Here is a 21,708-nt window from a genome sequence, read left to right as displayed (position 1 = left end):
TGACTTAATATTTTTTATTTGATAACCAATTTACGCTGCTTTCTTTTTATTAAGCATAAATTTAAATAAATTTTCTGATGCTACAAAAATGATGATTAATGCTTGTATAATAAATACAATTTCCTTATCAATCTGATATCTTTGCTGCAACATTTGTCCCCCAACTTCAAGTGCCGCATAAAATATTGCCGCAACTAATATTCCAAATGGATTATTTTTTCCAAGAAGTGCTACCGCAAGTCCTGTAAATCCGTAATCTCCCATTATAAGTTCAGTGTATGAATATTCTGAAGCTCCTCCTAAAACACGTTCAGCTCCACCAAGTCCAGCACAAGCTCCAGCGATTCCCATTGCTAAAAACATGATATATTTTGGATTAATTCCTGCATTTTCAGCAACTGTATCACTTTGTCCAACTGCTTTTATCTCGTATCCTTTTTTGAAATATTTGAAAAAGAAAAATATCCCTATTGTCAAAAGAATTGCGATTATAAAACCAAAATTTAAGTTTTGTCTTGTAACATTTGCAAAAAGTAACGGTAATCTTGCCCCTTCAAAAACACGTGGAGATTGTGTATTTTGTGAAGCTGGATCCTTTAAAGGCCCATTTAACAGGAAATTTTGTAATTCTAGCATAATATAATTTAACATAATTGTACTAATTACTTCACTTACTCCAAATTTTGCCCGTAAAAATCCTGCTATTCCAGCCCACAAAAATCCAGCAATTACAGCCACAATTATTACAACAAGCACATTTCCGAAAACATAATTTTTAAATGTGATTGCCCAAAAAGTCGCAGCTAATCCTCCAGCAATCATCTGTCCTTGCATTCCTATATTAAATAATCCCGCTTTAAAGGCCACCATTGTAGCAAGTGCTGAAAATATTAACGGAGTTGCGATAAATAATGTATTTGCAAGTCCACTAAATAACGGAGATCTTGGATAAGGCTGATAAAAAGCCGCCCGCATCATATCAATGTAGGCTGTAAACGGATTTACACCCTTTGTTATCATTATTATTCCACCAATAATTAATGCAATTAATACTGCAATTATAGATGGTAGAAAATCCTTTATCTTATTTTTAATCATTTATTTCCCCTCCTGCCATTAATATTCCTAATTTTTCTGTTGTTGCATCTTTTCTATCCAAAATTCCTACAATTTTTCCTGAATACATTACCGCAATTCTGTCACTTAACGCCATTATTTCCGATAACTCAGCCGAAACAAGCATTATCGCCTTTTTCTGAGTTTTTTCATTCAAAATTGTATTGTGAATCATCTCAATTGCACCAATATCGACCCCCCTTGTAGGTTGTGCCGCAATAATAAATTTATTTTCACGTTCCAGCTCCCTTGCTACTACGACTTTCTGCTGATTTCCACCAGACAGCCCGCCAAACTTGATTTTCCCATCTGTTGGCCTAATATCATATTTTTCTATATATTCATTAGTTTTTTTCTCAATTTCGCTATAATCCAGCAATGCTCCCTTAGAATACTGATCTTGAAGTCCCAAGGCCATATTTTCTTCCATTGTAAAATCATCAATAGTCGCTCTTTTGTGTCTGTCTTCAGGTATGTGTGAAAGCCCCTTTTCCTTAATAAGTTTTGGCGTCTTGTTTTCTAGCTCATCATTATCTATAAAATATGTTCCGCTGTCAACTTTTGCAAGCCCTGCCAAAGCCTCAATAAGTTCAGTCTGTCCATTCCCCTGCACTCCAGCTATTCCCAGCACTTCACCTTCACGGATTTCAAACGAAACACCCTTAACTTTCTCGATGCCTCCACTTTTCACTGTCAAATTATCAACTTTCACAACCACATTTCCCAATTTCACATCTGGACGTTTCACTTCAAACAGCACAACACGCCCAACCATAAGATTGGCAATCTTTTCCTTCGTAGCTTCCTTAGTTTTCAATTCTCCAACATCGCTTCCACGTCGAATAACTGTAATATTATCAGATAAATCAAGCACTTCCTGTAATTTATGTGAAATAAAAATAATTGTTTTCCCTTCTTTTATAAGATTTCTCATAATTTCATAAAGTTCCTTCACTTCCTGTGGAGTCAGCACTGCACTCGGCTCATCAAATACCAGAAGTTCCGCACCCTTAAATAATATTTTCAAAATCTCAATTCTCTGATGAATCCCAACTGACAGATCCGACACTTTTGCATCTGGATCAATGTTTAAGCCATATTTTTCAGAAACTTCCCTGACCTGCTTTCTAGCAGTATTCAAGTCAAAAAATACTCCACCTTTTTTAGGCTCAAATCCCAGAACCATATTTTCGGCAACTGTCAAGGTATCAATTAGCATAAAATGCTGATAAACCATTCCAATTCCCAAATTTGCCGCAGTTGTAGGACTGTCAATGTCAATTTTCTCCCCCTTGTAAAAAATCTCACCAGAAGTCGGAGAATACAGCCCATTCAAAATCTTCATAAGCGTAGATTTCCCAGCCCCATTTTCCCCAACAATCGCATGAATCTCCCCCTTTTTAACCTTCAGCGTAATATCATCATTTGCAACAATCTTCCCACCTAAAAATTCCTTCCGTATATTTTTCATTTCCAAAATATATTCGCTCATTTTTCCTCCTGCTTCTCTAAGATTTATCCTTATTCAATATTTTTTTATCCATAAATCATTCATCCAAAAACTTTTTTCTAAATTTATATTTTCAAATTATTTTTATAAATAATTATCACTTCTTTTTTATATATTTTTTTATTTTGAATATTCAAAGAGAATCATTCGCCATTTCCTTTGAACCCCCCGCTCGTCTAAGCATTTTTTGAAAACGAAATCGAAACTCGCTTTACTCAAACAGTCGATTTTATTTCCAAAAAATCACGATAATTTTAATTTGACTACAAATATTATTTTGAAAAAATTATAATTGTTAAGATAACCTTCTTAAAAATTGATAAGCAAAATTTCGTTAAAGAAAAAAGAACTGTTTGAGCTTTTGGAATATATTTTAAATTGAATTAATTTCTACCTATCAATATTATCTATATTCAAAAGCGAGTTTTCTTTTTTCTTTATAAGAAAGTTTTGCGTAAAGCGGGGATGCAAGGGCATGGCGTTTGATGCCCTTGCGTTAAAAAAGTTAAAAAGTAAAAAGTAAAGAAAAAACTATTATTAATAAAAATAACCTAAAATAAAAAAGTCTTTTAGATGAATGATTTAGGATTTTATATTTTATACCAAAAATAAAATTTTAAAAAAAGTCTGATACATAATAATTTGAACTTGTTTTTAACAAATTAAGTACTTCTATTGGCTTTTTAACTACGTTTATTTTATAATCATTATAATAGTATTTGGGCTTTTCTCCTCCTATAAACACTACTGTATTATTTTCATTATAAGTATACCCATGATATTCGCTATTTTCAAGAAGTAACGGTGTTCTTTTTAATTTTAACTGATTTTTTGCAAGTTCTTCAATAATTTCATTAGGAAAACCTGTCAAATAAACGTTTCTTTGAAGTTCTGGCAATACAGCCTGATCTTCCAGTTTATCAGAAATTAAGATATCTTTGTCAAATTTATATACTGAATCATCTTTAAATTTATTTAATCCTGAGTTTTCATAGGTTTCCTTTATAAAAAATTCAACGTTTGATTTTTCAAAGTTTTCTACAACTTCCTTACGGTTATTTTTTAATTCTTCAATTAAAAATTCCTTATCTAATTCAGAATAAACGTTTTTTGGATTAAAATCAGTTTTATTCAAAAGTTCATAAAGAACATAAATTTGTCTATTCAAATATTCCTGATCTGTTCCCACATATTCAGTTAAATTAACTTCTTTTGACATTGCAATTATCTGCTGTCTGTAATATTCATCCAATGAAGATGCTGGCAATTCCAATATTTTTTCCTCTTCTGATAATTGATCAACTTTTATATCTTGCATTTCTTGATAAAATCTATCTTCCAAAAGCAATGAATACTTTTTTCCTTTTTTTATATTCTTCAAAAAAGCATTAAACTCATTATAAAATCTATTTTTCCCAAACAAATCTGTCGGATATGTAATTTCAAATAATTTAATTTCATAACGTCCTGGAATGACCTTACGCATTTTTTCTTTTCCATCAATTGTCACTTTTACCTGGTTAAATCGCGGCTTTTCCTCTTCCCTCCATTTTATCTCCTTTTTTATTTTATCAAAAAGAGCAAAACTTGTCATACTGCACCCAAGTAATATTAACATTATTAATTTCTTCAAGTTTTTCCTCCTAATACTTTTATTTTACATAACTATTTGTAAAAATTCATAAAATCTTATTAATACAGCATTTTTCAATTTTAATTTTTTAATCTTCTCACTTTTTGAAAAAAAGTTTTAACTTCTTGCTTTAAATACTGTTATCATCCCATTTTTAACTTTTACAATTTTCTATTTTTACTTTATAAATTTTCCTTTATAGAAATAGCAATATTTTCTGGTACAATTTCCATCAGTTCCGCAAGTGTTGCATTTCGTATATTTTTTATTAATCCAAATTTTTTTATTAATTCCTTTTTCCGTTTCGGGCCAATTCCATAAATATCATCCAATGCACTTTTGACATTCCGCTTACTTCTCAATTTTCTATGATGTGTAATTCCAAACCTATGAGCTTCATCCCGCAATCTTTGCAAAATTTTCAATGTTTCATCTGTTTTTTCAAATAAATACGGCTCACTTTCATAACTTTTAAAAATTTCCTCTTCTCTTTTTGCAATTCCAATCACATCAGTATACTCTATTTTCCCAAGTTTTTCAAGCACATTCACAGCTACTCCAAGCTGACCTTTTCCACCATCAATTAAAATCAGATTGGGCATTTTATCATTTTCTATTTTAGAATATCTCCGTGTCAATGCTTCCCTCATCATTAAGAAGTCGTCTGGTGTATCTTTTACTGTAATTTTAAAATGTCTATATTCCCTTGGAACTGTTTCTCCATCAAGTGCCACCGTCATTGCTGCAACTGCATCTTTTCCCTGTATATTTGAAATATCAAAGCATTCTATTCTATAAGGCAGACTTTTTAATCTCAGTTCTTTTTTCAAATTACGCAACCCTTCTTGAACCAAACGCCGTTTTCTATAGTATTTATCCACTTCTTCTCGCAAGTTCAAATAACCCATTTCCAGAAGCTTTAATCTTCGGCTATTTATCTTTGGAAAATAAATTTTTATCTCCTTATGTTTTTCAATTTTTGCCCATTCCTTTATCAAATGCTCACTTTGCAAAAATCTCTCGTCACAAATAATATGCTTTGGAATATTCCTTTTTTCATAATATGAAGTGATTAACCGTTCAAAAAGGCTTTCCTCTTGACTTCTTTCCATTGAAATTATTATGTGATTTTTATTAATAACCTTCCCTTCCCGAATGTTCAGCACACATAAAAACACATTTTCTCTTTTTTCCTCAAATACAAACACATCCTCGTCAATTTCCTTGCTGTATTCGATAATCTGTATTTCCAGCATTTTTTTTAGTACAGTCAATTTTTCACGCTCACTAATTGCACGTTCAAATTCCATATTATCACTAAACTTCTTCATTCTGCTTTCTAGCATTTCAATAACCTTATCTGAACGCCCTTTCAGAAAATCTTTAAAATTTTTTACATTTGCACTGTATTCTTCTTCTATGTTTTTATACTGGCAAGGAGCGGGACAAGTTTTCATATAATATTTTAAGCAAGGTCTTGTTATTTTTTCCATATTTCGATTACAATCTCTCATTGGAAATATTTTTAACAAAGTTTTCATTGCAAAAAATATTCCCATTGGATAAGGACCAAAATATTCTGCATTGTCATTTAATTTTTTCGTACTTCTCACAATTTCCACTTTAGGAAATTTTTCCTTTGTAAACTTTATATACGGATAAGTTTTTTCATCCTTTAATAAAATGTTGTATTTAGGCTTATTCTTTTTTATCAAGTTATTTTCCAAAATAAGTGCCTCAACTTCTGATTTACAAATGAAAAACTCAATATCTCTAATATTCTTCACCAATTCCAGTGTTTTCTGATTGTGCGAATTTACATTTGTAAAATAGGACTTTACCCTATTTTGTAAATTTTTCGCCTTACCCACATAAATAATCTTTCCACGTTCATTTTTCATCAAATAAACCCCTGGATTTGTGGGAATATCCTTATATTTAATTGGTGATTTTATTTCTTTTTCTAATTTTATTTTCTTCTCTAATTTTCTTTCCTCTTCCATTTTTGTGTTTTTTTTATTCTTTCTTTCAATTTGTATAAAGTGAACTACTCCCGTTTTTAGAAGCAGGAGCTTCTTGGGAAGTATCTGCTTTTGCTAGCCAAATATATTTACCAAGCTCTTCGGACAATCCCTGCCCTGTTTTTTTATTTCCTAATATTCCAACATCGCTTTTCCAATGTTTTTTATATTCAATGCCGCATTGTAATCTCTATCAATTCCAATCCCACAGCACTCACATTTATAACTTCTTTCTGATAATTTCAGTTTTTCTTTAATATTTCCACATCTACTACAAGTTTTCGATGACGGAAACCATTTATCTATCTTCAAAAATTGTTTCCCTAAAAACATCAACTTATACTCAAGCATCCTCAAAAATATTCCCCATCCATTATCTCCTACACTTTTTCCAAAATTTAATGCCTGGCTTATTCCTCTCATATTCAAATCCTCAACAACCACAGCATTATACACTTCAGACAATTTTTTCGATAATTTATGCAAAAAATCCCTTCGACAATTTTTGATATATTCATGCAATTTTGATATTTTCGCTTTTTGCTTATACCAATTTTTAGAAAATTTCACTTTTCTTGACAATGATTTCTGTAATTTCTTCAATTTTTTCTCCAGCATCCTAAAATATCTTGGATAATCAGCTCTTTGGTTTTCAGAGCTGACAAATAATTCAGACATTGAAAAATCAAGTCCAATCACTTTATCATTACTTGGATTTTTTTGAATTTCTTTTTCAAATTCTGTCAAGATGGAAACATAGTAATTTCCATTACTGTTTGTCAATGTTACTGACTTTATCTTGTAATCCTTCGGTATTTCTCTATGATATTTTAATTTTACTCTTTTCAATTTTGGCAAAACTAAATACTTGTTTTCCTCAATTCGTATCGAATTATTCACACAATTTGTCGTGTAACTTTTAACATTATTCTTTTTAGATTTGAACTTTGGAAACTTCGCTCTCTTCTGAAAAAAATTTGTAAACGATCGTTTTACATTCAATTGAGCATTTGAAAGTGCCAGACTGTCTACTTCTTTTAAAAATTGATTTTCACTTTTCAAACTGGCAGGTGTAATTATTTTATTTTTTCCAGTTTCTTCATAAATTTTATTCGCAGTATACAAAATTGTATTGTAAATAAAACGAACACATCCAAAAGTCTTGTTTATCAACAATTCCTGCTCTTTATTTGGATAAATTCTGTATTTGAATGCTAAATTATATTTCATAAAATTACACCTCCTTTTAATTTTGAATATTATTTTTAATGACTTCTCTTCAATATTTTACACAAAAATTGTATCATAGGTGTATCCTTTTTTCAATTTTTTTACAAAAAAAGCAATTCATCTCCCACTTATAGAAGTTGGAGACTTCTTGCTATCTTTTTGTTAAATTTCTTTTTTATCTCCTACTTCTCTATGAAATTTTCCAATATGATAATCCATTTTTTGTGAAAGATCATCGTAAAGTTTATTCACAAAAGTAGCTGAACGATGCTGTCCACCTGAACATCCTATTCCTATACGTAAATGTGATTTTCCTTCCTTTTCATATTTTGGAATTAGATACAAAAGCATATTTAAAAGCATTTTATAAAATTCCTGGCTTTCTGGAAGTCCCATTACATAATCCTGTACTTCCTTATGATTTCCAGTTTTTCTTTTTAAATTGTCGATATAATAGGGATTTGGTAAAAATCGTAAATCAAACATTAAATGTAAATCCAGCGGAATTCCATATTTAAATCCAAAGGAAGTTAAATTGACGCTTATTTTTTTTCTTTGTCCTGAAAATTCCTTTTCCAAAACTTCCTGCAATTTTTTTACTGTCAATGTGCTTGTATCAATTACCAAATCAGCTTTTACCATAAAATCCTTTATAATTTTACGTTCCGCCTTTATATTGGCAAGTAAAGTGTCATACATATTTAACGGGTGCTTTCTTCTGGAAAGCTCATATCTACTTAGTAAAACATCTGTTCTTGCATCCAAATAGATCATAGTATGAGAAATTTCTTCTTTATCCAATATTTCCAGCTGTTTTGTCAACTGCTCGATAAATTCCTGATTTCTAACATCTATCGCTATTGCCACTTGATTTCTCTTTTCACTGCTTAAAAAAATCTCATTCAAATATTGAAACAAATTAATAGGAAAATTATCAATGCAAAAATATTCCCTATCTTCAAAAAATTTCATAGCCTCAGATTTTCCAGCTCCACTCATCCCAGTTATTATAACCAGTTCTTTTTTTACTTTATCCATAAAAATTCCTCTTTAAAAATAATTTTATTTCTCTAATTTCCCTTAAAATTATTATAGCATATCTCCAGATAAATATAAATAATTTTTGATAGACAAAATTTTTATATTTTTCTCATTAAATTCTAAATACATATAGTTTTCAAACAAGTCTGATATTGAATTTTCTTTAAAAATTTATTCTTCAGGACCAAATTAAAAATTTAGATGTTGACAATTTTAAAAATTTATATTAAAATAAATTGTAATGATTACAAAATTAAATAAATTTGTATAAATAAAAATAAAATTTGGAGGTATAAAAAATGGATTTTAGCTTAAATCTTGGGGCTTTAGATGAAGGGAAACTGGCAAAAATTGATGAAAATAAACTTTACGATGTAACTGTAGTAGGTTCTGGACCTGCAGCTGTCTCAGCGGCAATCTATGCAGCTAGAAAAGGGCTTAATGTGGCGATGATTGGTGTGAAAATCGGAGGGCAAGTTCTTGATACAAATGAAATTGAAAATATTATTGGAACTATCTCGACTACTGGAGCTAAATTTGCCCAAACTTTGGAAAAACATCTGAAGGAATACGAAGTTGCATTTAAAGAAGGACATTTGGTAAAAGAAATAAAGGAAGATGGAAAAGATAAAATTTTAGTAACTGATGATGGAAAAAGTTATAAATCGAAAACTGTTATTATAGCAACTGGAGCAAAACCAAGAAGTCTTAATATTCCAGGAGAAGCCGAATACGTTGGAAAAGGGGTTCATTACTGCTCAACTTGTGACGGGCCTTTCTACAAAGGACTGGATGTTGCTGTAATTGGTGGTGGGAATTCAGGTGTTGAAGCGGCTCTTGACCTATCTGGAATTGCAAAATCAGTTACATTAATCGAATTTATGCCTGAATTAAAGGCTGATAAAGTTTTACAGGAAAAATTGGCTGAGCAATCAAACATAAAAGTAATTTTAAATTCCGCAACTACTAAAGTAAACGGAAATGAATTTGTAGAAAATATCATCTACAAAAACAGAGAAACTGAAGAAGAAAAAACATTAAATGTGGAAGGAATGTTCGTGGAAGTAGGATTATCACCTAGAAGCGAAGTTGTAAAAGATTTAGTTGAAACAAACAAAATTGGAGAAATCGTAATCAACCCTGAAAACAACTCAACTTCCGCAGCAGGAATCTTCGCAGCAGGAGATGTTACAAATATCAAACAAAAACAAATAATCATTGCAATGGGAGAAGGGGCAAAAGCAGCTCTTGGAGCATTTGATTATTTAATTACAAAATATTAATTTTATTGCATTTACTTAATTATTTAGTAACAAGGAATCATCTCCTTGCTAAAAAAAATCTATAATAAATTCATGATTTAGTATATGATGAGGGTGTCTCGTAATTCAAAAATAATTTTTACTAACATAAGTATTATATATTTTAAAAATCAATAAATATTATTTTTATTGACTTTATAAATATAGTAAAATATATAAAATTTATGATTTGGGAATTTTATTTATCTTATGAGACAACCTCATTTTTTTCCGCTATTTATAAAAAATACAAAAAGTTGACAATTAATTTATAATTGAGTAAAATGATATTAATTTAAGAGTTTCTTATTAATTCTAAATCTCATTTAAAAATTAAAAATATTTTTTATTTGAAAATAAGAAATTTTGAATACTTATTGAATAAAATTTATTAATTTATTATTTAAATGAGAAATTTTAAAAAGGAGGTAAATAGTGAAAACCTTAATAAGATTAGTACAATTTATATTAAGTGAAATTGCTGAATTATGCAGTTTAATTTCATTGGCAATAATGGCTATAGGATTTTATACAATATTGCCAATTTTAGTATTTTTTGCTCTTCTTGCTTTTATTTTTGCTGGAAACTGGAGCTGGCTCTTAGGTGTTCTTATTTACGTTCTAATTGCTTGTGCAGTTTTTCTGATTTTTAAAGCCATTCCAGAATTTTTGAATTTTATTTTGGGAATTCTTCTGAATGAAAGAGAAGAAAATAAAAAAATTTACAAAAAATATGAGCAATGGTTTGAAAGTGCAAGGAATCAAGAATATGAAAGAAGAAGAAAAGATCAGGAAGAATATCAGAAGCAGCAGGACAGGGAAAAACAGTACTGGAAAGAAAAATCCCAAGAATACTCATACTATAGACATCAACAGGAATACTCAAGGGAGCAATATGAAAGAAAAAATAATGACTATTCAAATTTTGATTACCAAAGCACAAATGATGGAGAAATTATTCAGAAATTTGAAGAATATCTTGCTGTTTTAAAAATTGATAAAAATGGAGAAATAAATGAGGATGTAATAAAAAAAGCATACAGAAGGGAAATAAAAAAAGTGCATCCAGATAGAAATTCGGATCAAACTGCTAATGCTAAAACTCAAGAATTAAATATGGTAAAGGAATTTCTAGATAACCAATTAGAATATTATCTAATGCAAAGGAGAAAAGGATAATGATTATAAAAAATTATAAATATATAAAATTAGCTTATACAGCAAGATTTTTGATTTTTTTAGCCTGTATATCAACACCAGTTCTTTTAAAACTTGGAATATTTGTTATTGGTATCTGTTTTGTAATTTCATCTTCTATAGTTTTTGGCACTAATGCATGTGAAAATATAGTTAGCAAGGAACTTAACCGAAGAATGTCAAAACTTCCAGTCCCCAAAAATCAGATTTTCAAATGGAATAAAAACAGCAGCGTCGGTTATGCATTTACAGATTTATCCAAAGGAACAGTTTGGATTTGCAGCACACAGACAAAATTTGAATTGCATATATATTTTATATCAGAATTTGATATAACAGAATCTCTTGGGAAAATTCAATTTAGAAAACATCCAGATACACTTAAAGAAAATGAACTTCGAGAGTTTATGATATTTAAAAATTCGTTATAGGTTTTGTTTGACATGGAAAATAAACAATACGTTTTCTATTTTTAAAATATACTCTAACTCGTTCAAAATTAAACTATCAAAAATCATATAAATTTAGGACTTGAATCAAAATAAAATAGTCATGGTTTTTGGATTCTGTTTTAAATCCGTCTTACTATAATTTTACAAGCAAAGAAAATAAAAAAGAAGTTATCCAAATCAAAGTAACTTCTTTTTTTTAAACTAATTCATAAGCCCAAAAGTTAAGATTTTAAAAAATTCTTCATTTTCATCGCTCATTTCCCATTCTTTTCCATTTTTTACATACTTAACATCCAAAGTTTTTTCTGTATATTTCAAATCCTTGCTATTAAATTTTTCATTAAAAAATTCTTTTCCAAGTTCTGATATCTGATTTTGTAATTCTTCGTTATTTTTTGGCATAGCCTTTGAAAGTTTTTGAGATATTCTACTTTGAAGTTCTGGAATATATGGTGTTATATCTGGAGACTTTACGGTAACATTAATTGTAGCTGTATCTCCTTTTGCTTCAACTTTATTAATTTTGTAAGTTATCTTTTTCATTCCTTCACCATACATTTTACTAAATTGGTTTAAAATAACCACTACATCTCCACTTGCTTTACCAAATTTTGATAAATTTCCTGACTGTATTACTTTCATTTGCCGTTCAAATTCCTTTTGTGCTGGATGAGTTCCACAACTTACTACAAATAGAAGCATACCTAATAAAATTAATATTTTAACCTTCATAAGATTACTTTCCTCCTTAAAAATTTGCTATATCATACCATAAAATATATAAATATATATCCAGTATTTCATTAGATTTACATTACTTAATAAACTGCTATTGTTTATATTTACTAAAGTTTCAAAAACATTGTTGCAAAATTAAAATAAATTATAAGTGTTACGGCATCAGAAATCGTTGTTATCAAAGGTGTTGCCATAACCGCCGGATCAGCCTTCACAATTTTTGCCCCAAGTGGAAGCAGTGCTCCTACTAGCTTTGAAACTATTACTGTAAATACAAGTGTCAATGAAACGACAAAAGCAATTACAAAATTAGTTTTTTCAAGTGTAACAAGTCTTATAAAATTTAATATCGCCAAAACTATTGAAACCATTATTCCAATTGAAAATTCCTTTTTAATCACTTTAAAAGCGTCCTTTGGAGAAATTTCCCCAAGTGCAAGTGAACGGATTACAACCGTTGAAGATTGTGAACCAACATTTCCTCCGCTTGACATAAGCATTGGAATAAATGCCGTTAAAATTATTGACTTTGCCAGAACTTTTTCATAGCCTTGTATTATGTTTCCAGAAATTGTGTCAGAAATCATAAGAACTGCAAGCCACCCGATTCTTTGTCTTGCCATCGTAAAGATACTTGTCTTTAAATAGGAATCATCTGTAGGTGAAGTAATTCCAGCCATTTTATGAAAATCTTCCGTAACTTCCTGATCCACAACATCCAAAACGTCATCCACCGTAATTATTCCTAAAATCCTATTTTCTTGGTCAACGACTGGCATAACGATAAAATCGTATTTTTTAAACAAATCTGCGACTTTTTCCTGATCATCATTTGTATTTACACTTACAAAATTTGTATTCATAATATCTTCAATTACAGCACCGTCCTTTTTAGAAATTAATTCCTTTAGTGAAAGCACGCCTTCCAATTTCCCGTTTTTGTCCGTAACATAGCAAGTATAAATATTTTCCTTGTCTTTCCCAGTTTTTTTAAGCTGTCCTATCGCCTCTTGAACTGTCATATTTTTCTGAAAATCCACATATTCAGTCGTCATAATGCTTCCAGCTGAATTATCTGGATATTTTAGAAGCTGATTTATCAAGTGTCTATCTTTTCTATCCGTATTTTTCAAGATTTTTTTTACAATATCCGACGGCATTTCCTCGATAATGTCGACAATATCATCAAAATACAGTTCATCAAATATTTCTCGTGTTTCAACATCAGTTGAAGCGTGAATAATCATTTCCTGATGTTCGCTGTCCAAATATGAAAACACATCCGCCGCTTTATCTTTTTTTAAAAGTCTAAAAATCATTATTACAAGCTCTGGGAGTTTAAATAAATTTATCACATCAGAAATTTCAACTGCATTTAATTTATCTAATTCTTTTTTTATTTCAAAATATTTTTTTTCTTTCAAAAGATCTTCAACTATTCTTTTTATTTTTTTCATTTTTTTCTCACCTCATTTTTTTTAAATAGTTATCATAAAACTTCGATTAGACAATCAATTTTTACATTCTTAAATTTTATAAAAATATTTACTTTATAACATTACTTAAAAACATAGTTGCAAATCTAAAGTAAATAGTAAGAGTAAGCGCATCTAAAATCGTAGTTATTAAAGGCCCTGCCATTATTGCCGGATCCATTTTAAAGGCTTTAGCAATAACTGGTAAAAAAGCACCTATTATTTTAGAAATTATAACTACAAAAATTAAAGTTACTGAAACTGTTATTGCAACATTTAAAGGTGTCTTTGTCAAAGTTATAATTCTTAAAAAATTTATTGCTGCCAAAACGATAGCTACTATAAATGAAATAAGAAATTCTTTTTTTAATATTTTAAAAGTATCTTTTATATCAACTTCCCCCAACGCTAAAGCACGAATTACAATTGTCGAAGACTGTGCGCCTGCATTTCCTCCAGTATCCATCAGCATTGGAATAAATGAAGAAAGTATAACTACAGACTGCAGCACATCTTCATATTTGCTTATAATTCTTCCAGTAAATGTGGCAGAAATCATAAGTACAATTAACCAGCTAATTCTCTGTCTTGCCATTGTAAAGGCGCTTGTTTTCAAATAAGATTCCTCCACAGGTGAAATCCCAGCCATTCTATGAAAATCCTCTGTCGCTTCCTGTTCTACAACATCCATTACATCATCAATCGTGATAATTCCTAAAAGTCTATTCTCGTTATCTGTCACAGGAAGTACGATAAGATTATATTTTTTTATTATTTCTGCAACTTTTTCCTGATCATCATTTGTATGAACACTTATCACATTTTTATTCATAAGATTTTGAATAGGTTCATCGTCCTCGCTTGTAATAAGCTCTTTTAAAGAAACTACCCCTTCCAGCTTTCTACTTTCATCAATCACATAGCAAGTGTAGACATTTGCCATATCTTCCACAACATTTCTAATTTTAGAAATTGCAGAAGAAGCTGTCATATTCTTTTTCAAATCCATGTATTCAGTTGTCATAATGCTTCCAGCTGAATTTTCAGGATATTTTAACAAAAGATTTATTGTGTGTCTATCTTTTGCGTCGGTGTTCTTTAGTATCTTTTTGACCACGTTTGATGGCATTTCTTCGATGATATCGACAATGTCATCAAAATAAAGCTCATCAAATATATTTTTTGTTTCCACATCTGTCATGGTTTTAATAATCATTTCCTGATGTTCACTGTCCAGATACGAAAATACATCAGCTGCCCTATTTTTGGAAAGTAACCTAAAAATCATTATTAATTCAGAAGATTCAAACTGATTTAGCAGCTCTGAAACTTCCACAATGTTTAAATCGTTTAAATATTTTCTAATTTCAAAATATTTTTTTTCATCTATAAGTTTTTGAATAATGTTGTTTTCCATTATTATCTCCTTTCTTTTTTCTTCTTTGCACTTTTAATTTTTTAAAATTTTTCTGCAAATAAAAATCAGGAGAATAACAGCAACGAAGATATTCCCTTTATCCGTATTTGCACAAATTTGTAAATTTTAATTTATTCAGATTTTTAAATCTCTCTTCCGGGACTTCCTCGTTCAAGATATCTACCTCCATAAAACAACAAAAATAGCATAAATTTGAAATATTTATATCTATTATTTTATATTCAAAATCAAAACAAAAATTAAGATAAATAACCGATAAAACTTATGCCCACAAAAATTCTACCAAACAAACTAACTATTGTCAATAAATTTCTAGAAATTTGATTAACCTCTAATACTAAATTTCATTTAAAAAATAAAAAATATAATAAATTATTTTATAAAAAAAATTTGACTTTTTAGATTTTATGAGGTATATATATGTTATATGATTAAATATTCATATAACTAAATTTAAAAACTTAAAAATTGAAAATAAATAAAAAAGGAAGGGAAATAAAATGAAAGCAGTAGTAGTTAATAAAGAAGGAACAGGAATAGAAGTTGTAGAAAAAGAATTAAGAGGATTAAAAGCTGGAGAAGCATTAGTTGATGTGGAATATTGCGGTGTCTGCCATACTGATTTGCATGTGGCTCATGGTAACTTTGGGAAAGTTCCGGGAAGAGTTTTAGGGCATGAAGGAATTGGGATTGTAAGAGAAGTTGCTGAAGGTGTGACATCACTCAAACCAGGAGATAGAGTAAGTATTGCTTGGTTCTTTGAAGGATGTGGAAGATGTGAATACTGTATTAATGGACAGGAAACACTATGTAGAGATGTAATAAATGCTGGATATTCTGCAGATGGCGGAATGGCTGAACAATGTATTGTTACGGCCGATTATGCAGTAAAGGTACCTGAAGGACTGGATCCAGCTCAAGCCAGCAGCATCACTTGTGCAGGAGTTACAACTTATAAAGCAATAAAAGTTGGAAAACCTCAACCAGGACAATGGGTAGTAATTTACGGTGCAGGAGGATTGGGAAATTTGGGAGTTCAATATGCTAAAAAAGTGTTTAACACTCACGTAATTGCTGTTGATATTAATGATGATAAATTGGCACTTGCTAAAGAAGTTGGAGCAGATTATGTTATAAATGGCAAAAAAGAAGATCCAGTTGCAAAAATTAAAGAATTAAGCGGAATTGGAGCTCATATTGCTGTAGTTACTGCTGTATCAAAAGTTGCATTTAACCAAGCTGTTGATTCAGTAAGAGCTGCAGGAAAAGTTGTGGCTGTTGGATTACCATCAGAAACTATGGACTTGCCAATCGTAAAAACTGTATTAGACGGTATTGAAGTAATTGGTTCATTGGTAGGGACAAGAGAAGACTTGAGAGAAGCATTCCAATTTGGAGCCGAAGGATTGGTTGTGCCAGTAGTTCAAACTAGAACTATTGAAGAAGCTCCTGAAATCTTTAAGGAAATGGAAGAAGGAACAATTCAAGGACGTATGGTAATTGATATGCACTCACATTCTTGCGGATGTGGACATAAACATTAATCAATTTAAAATTATAGTAAAACTTACTTAAAACTGATCTCAAAAACTATAATTATTTTACTCAAATTCTAAATTTATATAATTTTTATCAGTTTAATTTTAGATGTGTTCAAGTATATTTAATGATTTTAAGTCATCTATGTAAATAAAAAAATGTAATTAACTTAAATTGTTAGTTACATTTTTTCTTATTTTTTACTTTTTAATTTTTATCATTTTAATAAGATACTAATTTATCATTTATCAAAACTCTCGGATTTTTTGAACTAAACAAAGGATAGCCTCTGTCATTTAATTTTGCATCATAAACTGCTATTTTTTGAACATTAATTTCATTTTTTAAAATATGTTTTGCCAATTTACCATCTATATAAATTTTCCTTTTAGAAACTTCCTTTTTATATTCATTTTCCTTCTTTTCATAACACTTTTCCACTCCTGAACTAATTTCATATACAGGAAAATCAGCATATCCATAAAAAGTCCTAAATCCTATTATTGATAAAAAATCTTTTGAATTTATTGTACATTCATAATAAAAAGTTTTACTTGATGAATTTTCAAATTTTCTATAGTCACTTTGGGAATTTTCTCTTTCATCTTTCATTTTTTCAACTAGTCTATATTCTCTATTATCCTTTGGATTATAAATTTTACCATCTACAATATTTTTATCACTTGAGCTTGAACTCGAACTTGAATAATTATCTCCACCTATAAAAGCATCTCTTAATTTTGACCAAAAATCTGCTTTCATTACTGGTGTTACCATCATAAATGCCAATAGAATTAATATTAAAACTTTTTTCTTTTTCATAAAAATCATCTCCTAAAACTTATTTTTAATTTTTGAACTAAACTTTTATTTAAAAATATCTTACCAATGATAAGTGAACATATATAGTTTAAAATTCATAAAAAATTTATAAATTTATCATTTAAAAAAGTCTATCAAAAATTAACTCTCATACCAGCTGTAAATACATTATTTTTAGCCTTTTTATCAATTTTTCCATCATAATTCAAATACCAGGCAAATTTTGAACTAACTTCATTTAAAACTCCAGCTCCTACCCATGTTTGACTCTTTGAAAGCCCTATTCCCTTTACTTTAAATTTTGCATCTGGTAGTCCTGAATACGATGCTTTAAAATTCAAATTTTCATTATTAAATGCCCTTTGATGTGTTATGTATCCTTGTAATGTAGTTTTTGAACCATTTTCAAAATTAAATTTTTGACTAACTCTAACTCCAGCAAGTCCACTTGTTTGTTTGTAAGTCTTTTTATCCGCCTTTAATCCAAATTGGCTATTTTCCTCGTGAAATGCTCCTCTTTGAACTGTATCGTGCGAGATTCCAGCAAATGGTGTCAATACAAAATCACCTTTTTTCACATCATACCCTGTTTCTAAATATCCTGAAATTACTTTATCATTATGCTCAATTTTTCCTCGTGAAATATCATTTTCAGATAAAATAATATCCCTTTTAACTTCACTATTTACAAATCCAAGTCCAACTCTTCCTTGCAAATACATCGGATTATCTTTATTTCCAACTCTTCCATACAATGAAATTCCAAAATTATCTGCATCTGACTTTCCACCATGTCTATCAAATTTCACATTTCCTTTTGAATAAGCTAAAGCCGTTCCTAAAATCAAATTTTCTCCAAATTGCTTATCAATTCCAACCTGTCCTCCATAAACTTTAGTTTTTCCTTCAGCATACCCATTTTGTTTTAATTTCCCATTAGCTCCAATGGAAGAAATCCATAATCCAAATTTATCACTAGCATTATCAAGCGTTCCGAGCATTACAAGTCTATTTGATAAATCCTTATTTATTGTTTGCGATTGTTGAAATGTTAAAGCTTGAGCTGAAGCATAAATTTGTCCTGATAAACTATCTAATATACTTGAACTTAGAGATAGGGAATTTTTTTGAAGTTTTGCCGCACCTAAAGCAAAATTAGAAACATTTGTATTTCCTTCAGCTATTTTTTTATCTAATTCTTTAAAGAAAACCTCTACATTTTTAGCAGTATTCTTCTGCATTTCATCGCTATTTTTCAAACTATTTACATAATCTTCCACATTTTTTCTACTAATTGTAGCTTCAATTGAATTTCCTTTATTTTCCACTTTTCCATTAATCAATTCATCAGTTTCCACTTTTGCAAATTGTCCTTCTATTCCTTTTTCGGCTTCAATAACTGTCGATGTTGTTGGTGTTGCAGTAACGTATCCATTACTTAAAAGTTTTACTGAGCTTCCCAAAGTTTGATTTCTTTCTCTTCCATCAATTTTTATTGTTCCTTTTACTATCAATTTTGATCCAATTTCTGCTTCTGTCACTGAACCATATTTCGCTGTGTAATTTCCAGTTATAATCGCTCCTTTTCCAATATTTTTTAGTGTTCCTTTATTTACAATATTAACTGCCACATTAACAGTTATCTCATTCGTATAATAATCTTTAGTAATTTCTCCTATCACAGTATTAGGATTTGTAATCAATGTACCATCCGTTTCTATTTCAATATTTCGAGGAGTAAATTTTCTCTTAACATCGAGTGTTCCATTTTTTATTATTGTTTCATATCTAGAAGTATTGTATCCTTTTAAAATCAGTGTTCCACCATCTACTTTTATTTTATAAAAAGAATTTTTTCCTTCTAAAACTAATGTTCCTTTTCCACTTTTTTCTAAATCTGTATACGAACCATAAATATTATTTTTAAAAACCCAAGTTTTTGTATTTGGAACATAAAATTTGCTCGTTCCATAATCTAATCTTTTTGGTCCATTTAAAGCAGTAGTAGCATCTAAAAGTCCATATCCAAATACATCATCCACTCCTGCTGCTCCGATATCAGTAGCTGTTGAAAGAATTATGTCTCTAATCATATCCATTTTCATTCCAGGAAATTTTTCACGTACCTGATCTACCGCTTTTGCAACATTTTCCGCTGCTTTTGCTGATGTTCCATCTTCACTTACCGCAGTTATAGTCCATTTACTAGCTACCCCTGCATTTGACAATGGCTCTAAATCCTTCCATTCCAATCCTGCAGTTCCAGATTTATTCACAAGTGCAACTACATTTATCCAAGATTTTTCCAAAGTTTTTTCAAAATAAGGAAGTCCTCCTTCAAGTGACGGATTTTTATTTCCTCTGATGTTCCCTGCTGGCCAAATATATAAATTATCTCCACCTGAAACTGAATTTACTCTTGCAATATACTCGTCCATTAAATCTCCGCCAATTGCTGCTCGATAACTATTTGAAGCAGTTAAATCTGAACTAAAATCTGTAACTTGCTGTGTAGTTCCTGTACTGTGCAAAAATATCTTTCCATTCATTGGAATTCCTGAAGACGTTTGATAATCTTGCTTTCTTATTGGTATCCCAGCTGTACTTGGAATTTTAACTATATCACTTGTTGTCGTTGTAAGTATTGTACCATTTGGATATTTTGACGAATATCCTCCATTTCGGATCACAATTTCACCGTTATAATAAACATCTGAGGCACTTGGTCCTTTTGGTTTTGGATCTGCTGGTTTTGGTTTTGGATCTGCTGGTTTTGGCTTTGGGGCTGGTGTTGGTGTTTTTCCTGTACTGCCATTTCCACCACTACTTCCACAGCTTATTAGGGATAAAAGCAAGGCATAAATAAATATCTTTTTTATTTTACTTTTCATATAGACCACTCCCGTTATAATTTGATTTGAATCTTGACTTGATTTAATTTAATTATAATATATTAACATTAAAGAAAAATGAGAAAATAAATTTAATAGCGTAAATTATTTGACTTTTTAATTTTCAAATGTTATAAATATATAGTGGCAAATAATGTAGTAAAACCATATTAGACTTGTTTTGAAATTATATTAGAATTATAATAAAACAGATATTATGAAGCAAAAAATCTGGAACCTTTGCTAAAATAAAAAAAATCAAATTTTAAAACATATCTATTAAATGGTTTGAAAAATAGTTTTAAAATATATTTAAATTTAGGAGGAGAAAAAGATGATTTACACATTGACATTAAATCCAGCGTTGGATTATGATATGTATCTAAAGGATGATTTGCGGGCAGAACATTTGAATCTTGCTCACAAAGTAAATTATAGAGCTGGCGGAAAAGGGATTAATGTTTCTAAAGTATTGAAAAATCTGGATGTGGAATCTATAGCGATTGGATTTGTTGCTGGATTTGTTGGAGATTTTATTGTCAGAGATTTGAAAAAGGATAACATTAAATCTGAATTTGTGGAACTTGAAGGAAACACTAGAATTAATGTAAAGGTTAATGGGAATGACAAGGAAACTGAACTTACCGGAGTTTCACCAGAAATTACAGAGGAAAAATTGCAGGAACTAACTAACAAAATTTCTGATTTAAAAGATGGAGATATACTTGTTTTATCTGGAAGCATCCCATCTTCAATCAGCAGCAAAATTTATAAGCAATTATCTGAAAATGTAAAAGCAAATGTGGAAATTGTGCTTGATACAAGAGGAAATTTATTACAAGACAATATTCACAATAATCTTTTTGTTAAGCCGAATATTCATGAACTAAGAGAAATGTTTAACGAAAAATTGGAAACAAAGGCTGAAATCGTAGAAAAATGTAAATTCTTTTTAGACAGAGGAGTTAAAAATGTCATTTTATCTAGAGGTGGCGAAGGGGCATTGCTTGTAAACAAGGACTTTGTGCTGGAAGCATCTGTTCCAAAAGGGCAATTAATTAACTCAATTGGTGCTGGAGATTCTATGGTTGCAGGGTTTACTGCAGGATTTGTAAAGGGGCTTTCTCCAGAAGATTCATTTAGACTGGCAGTTGCTTCAGGAAGTGCTACAGCTTATTCTTATGGGCTTGCAGAAAAGGATTTAGTAGATAAATTATATGATGAAATTGAAATTTCAAAGGAAACTTTTTAAAAGATAAGTAAACTTAATATATTGAAGTAAAATAGTGATGATTTTTGTATTG

The 21,708-nt window shown here is 29.9% G+C and carries 16 protein-coding genes; 5 read left to right on the top strand and 11 right to left on the bottom strand.

Annotated features, from left to right (window positions below):
- Window positions 1–30: 30 nt before the first annotated feature.
- From FVE73_RS02930 to rapZ, 6 genes are all read right to left on the bottom strand, one after another.
- Window positions 31–1,098 (bottom strand): ABC transporter permease, encoded by a 1,068-nt coding sequence (locus FVE73_RS02930; RefSeq protein WP_018499839.1) that lies wholly within the window; start codon window positions 1,096–1,098, stop codon window positions 31–33.
- Window positions 1,091–2,608: an ABC transporter ATP-binding protein gene (locus tag FVE73_RS02925; protein ID WP_018499840.1), complete on the bottom strand. Its 1,518-nt coding sequence runs from the start codon at window positions 2,606–2,608 to the stop codon at window positions 1,091–1,093. The genes FVE73_RS02930 and FVE73_RS02925 overlap by 8 nt, the downstream gene beginning before the upstream one ends.
- A gap of 634 nt (window positions 2,609–3,242) precedes the next feature.
- A complete protein-coding gene (locus FVE73_RS02920) occupies window positions 3,243–4,259 on the bottom strand; it encodes a hypothetical protein (RefSeq protein WP_018499841.1) in 1,017 nt (338 codons plus the stop codon).
- Between the two features lie 182 nt (window positions 4,260–4,441).
- On the bottom strand, window positions 4,442–6,262 hold the full coding sequence (gene uvrC, locus FVE73_RS02915) for an excinuclease ABC subunit UvrC (RefSeq protein ID WP_018499842.1): 1,821 nt from the start codon (window positions 6,260–6,262) through the stop codon (window positions 4,442–4,444).
- Between the two features lie 150 nt (window positions 6,263–6,412).
- The gene (locus FVE73_RS02910; RefSeq protein ID WP_146997828.1) at window positions 6,413–7,510 is read right to left on the bottom strand and encodes an RNA-guided endonuclease TnpB family protein; all 1,098 of its coding nucleotides are present in this window, start codon (window positions 7,508–7,510) and stop codon (window positions 6,413–6,415) included.
- A gap of 162 nt (window positions 7,511–7,672) precedes the next feature.
- Window positions 7,673–8,548, bottom strand: a complete 876-nt coding sequence (gene rapZ, locus FVE73_RS02905) for an RNase adapter RapZ (RefSeq protein WP_018499166.1) — start codon at window positions 8,546–8,548, stop codon at window positions 7,673–7,675.
- A 302-nt stretch (window positions 8,549–8,850) separates the two neighbouring features.
- On the opposite strand from rapZ, the gene FVE73_RS02900 reads away from it, so the two are divergent.
- The 3 genes from FVE73_RS02900 to FVE73_RS02890 all read left to right on the top strand — a co-directional run bounded on the left by FVE73_RS02900 (window position 8,851) and on the right by FVE73_RS02890 (window position 11,480).
- The gene (locus FVE73_RS02900; protein WP_018499165.1) at window positions 8,851–9,834 is read left to right on the top strand and encodes an FAD-dependent oxidoreductase; all 984 of its coding nucleotides are present in this window, start codon (window positions 8,851–8,853) and stop codon (window positions 9,832–9,834) included.
- Between the two features lie 453 nt (window positions 9,835–10,287).
- Window positions 10,288–11,031 (top strand): DnaJ domain-containing protein, encoded by a 744-nt coding sequence (locus FVE73_RS02895; RefSeq protein ID WP_018499164.1) that lies wholly within the window; start codon window positions 10,288–10,290, stop codon window positions 11,029–11,031.
- Window positions 11,031–11,480 carry a hypothetical protein gene (locus FVE73_RS02890; protein WP_018499163.1) on the top strand — a complete coding sequence of 150 codons (450 nt, stop codon included), beginning with the start codon at window positions 11,031–11,033 and terminating at the stop codon, window positions 11,478–11,480. Before FVE73_RS02895 ends, FVE73_RS02890 begins: the two co-directional genes overlap by 1 nt.
- 222 nt (window positions 11,481–11,702) lie before the next feature.
- On the opposite strand, the gene FVE73_RS02885 is transcribed toward FVE73_RS02890, so the two are convergent.
- From FVE73_RS02885 to mgtE (FVE73_RS02875), 3 genes are all read right to left on the bottom strand, one after another.
- Window positions 11,703–12,233 carry a hypothetical protein gene (locus tag FVE73_RS02885; protein WP_018499162.1) on the bottom strand — a complete coding sequence of 177 codons (531 nt, stop codon included), beginning with the start codon at window positions 12,231–12,233 and terminating at the stop codon, window positions 11,703–11,705.
- A gap of 113 nt (window positions 12,234–12,346) precedes the next feature.
- Window positions 12,347–13,696 (bottom strand): magnesium transporter, encoded by a 1,350-nt coding sequence (mgtE, locus tag FVE73_RS02880; protein WP_018499161.1) that lies wholly within the window; start codon window positions 13,694–13,696, stop codon window positions 12,347–12,349.
- An 88-nt stretch (window positions 13,697–13,784) separates the two neighbouring features.
- Complete coding sequence (gene mgtE / locus FVE73_RS02875) at window positions 13,785–15,131, bottom strand: magnesium transporter (protein ID WP_018499160.1); 1,347 nt, start codon at window positions 15,129–15,131, stop codon at window positions 13,785–13,787.
- A gap of 521 nt (window positions 15,132–15,652) precedes the next feature.
- Between mgtE (FVE73_RS02875) and adhP the strand changes: the two genes are divergently transcribed.
- Window positions 15,653–16,696, top strand: a complete 1,044-nt coding sequence (gene adhP, locus FVE73_RS02870; protein ID WP_018499159.1) for an alcohol dehydrogenase AdhP — start codon at window positions 15,653–15,655, stop codon at window positions 16,694–16,696.
- Window positions 16,697–16,913: 217 nt separating this feature from the next.
- Here the strand turns inward: adhP and FVE73_RS02865 are convergent, their stop codons facing one another.
- Both FVE73_RS02865 and FVE73_RS02860 read right to left on the bottom strand, forming a co-directional pair.
- On the bottom strand, window positions 16,914–17,513 hold the full coding sequence (locus tag FVE73_RS02865; protein ID WP_018499158.1) for a hypothetical protein: 600 nt from the start codon (window positions 17,511–17,513) through the stop codon (window positions 16,914–16,916).
- A gap of 134 nt (window positions 17,514–17,647) precedes the next feature.
- Window positions 17,648–20,404 carry an autotransporter domain-containing protein gene (locus FVE73_RS02860; protein WP_018499157.1) on the bottom strand — a complete coding sequence of 919 codons (2,757 nt, stop codon included), beginning with the start codon at window positions 20,402–20,404 and terminating at the stop codon, window positions 17,648–17,650.
- Between the two features lie 334 nt (window positions 20,405–20,738).
- Here FVE73_RS02860 and pfkB point away from each other — a divergent pair, with 334 nt between their 5' ends.
- On the top strand, window positions 20,739–21,656 hold the full coding sequence (gene pfkB, locus FVE73_RS02855) for a 1-phosphofructokinase (RefSeq protein WP_018499156.1): 918 nt from the start codon (window positions 20,739–20,741) through the stop codon (window positions 21,654–21,656).
- Window positions 21,657–21,708 lie beyond the last annotated feature (52 nt).

The sequence above is a fragment of the Leptotrichia wadei genome (assembly GCF_007990545.2).
Taxonomy (GTDB): domain Bacteria; phylum Fusobacteriota; class Fusobacteriia; order Fusobacteriales; family Leptotrichiaceae; genus Leptotrichia; species Leptotrichia wadei.
The sequence above is the reverse complement of the archived record's forward strand: the minus strand, read 5'-3'. Positions and strand labels throughout refer to the sequence as shown.

Coding starts and splice junctions, on each gene's coding strand:
- FVE73_RS02930 (WP_018499839.1), bottom strand. CDS start 1,098: ATGATTAAAAATAAGATAAAGGATTTTCTACCATCTATAATTGCAGTA.
- FVE73_RS02925 (WP_018499840.1), bottom strand. CDS start 2,608: ATGAGCGAATATATTTTGGAAATGAAAAATATACGGAAGGAATTTTTA.
- uvrC (WP_018499842.1), bottom strand. CDS start 6,262: ATGGAAGAGGAAAGAAAATTAGAGAAGAAAATAAAATTAGAAAAAGAA.
- FVE73_RS02910 (WP_146997828.1), bottom strand. CDS start 7,510: ATGAAATATAATTTAGCATTCAAATACAGAATTTATCCAAATAAAGAG.
- rapZ (WP_018499166.1), bottom strand. CDS start 8,548: ATGGATAAAGTAAAAAAAGAACTGGTTATAATAACTGGGATGAGTGGA.
- FVE73_RS02900 (WP_018499165.1), top strand. CDS start 8,851: ATGGATTTTAGCTTAAATCTTGGGGCTTTAGATGAAGGGAAACTGGCA.
- FVE73_RS02890 (WP_018499163.1), top strand. CDS start 11,031: ATGATTATAAAAAATTATAAATATATAAAATTAGCTTATACAGCAAGA.
- FVE73_RS02885 (WP_018499162.1), bottom strand. CDS start 12,233: ATGAAGGTTAAAATATTAATTTTATTAGGTATGCTTCTATTTGTAGTA.
- mgtE (WP_018499161.1), bottom strand. CDS start 13,696: ATGAAAAAAATAAAAAGAATAGTTGAAGATCTTTTGAAAGAAAAAAAA.
- mgtE (WP_018499160.1), bottom strand. CDS start 15,131: ATGGAAAACAACATTATTCAAAAACTTATAGATGAAAAAAAATATTTT.
- adhP (WP_018499159.1), top strand. CDS start 15,653: ATGAAAGCAGTAGTAGTTAATAAAGAAGGAACAGGAATAGAAGTTGTA.
- FVE73_RS02865 (WP_018499158.1), bottom strand. CDS start 17,513: ATGAAAAAGAAAAAAGTTTTAATATTAATTCTATTGGCATTTATGATG.
- FVE73_RS02860 (WP_018499157.1), bottom strand. CDS start 20,404: ATGAAAAGTAAAATAAAAAAGATATTTATTTATGCCTTGCTTTTATCC.
- pfkB (WP_018499156.1), top strand. CDS start 20,739: ATGATTTACACATTGACATTAAATCCAGCGTTGGATTATGATATGTAT.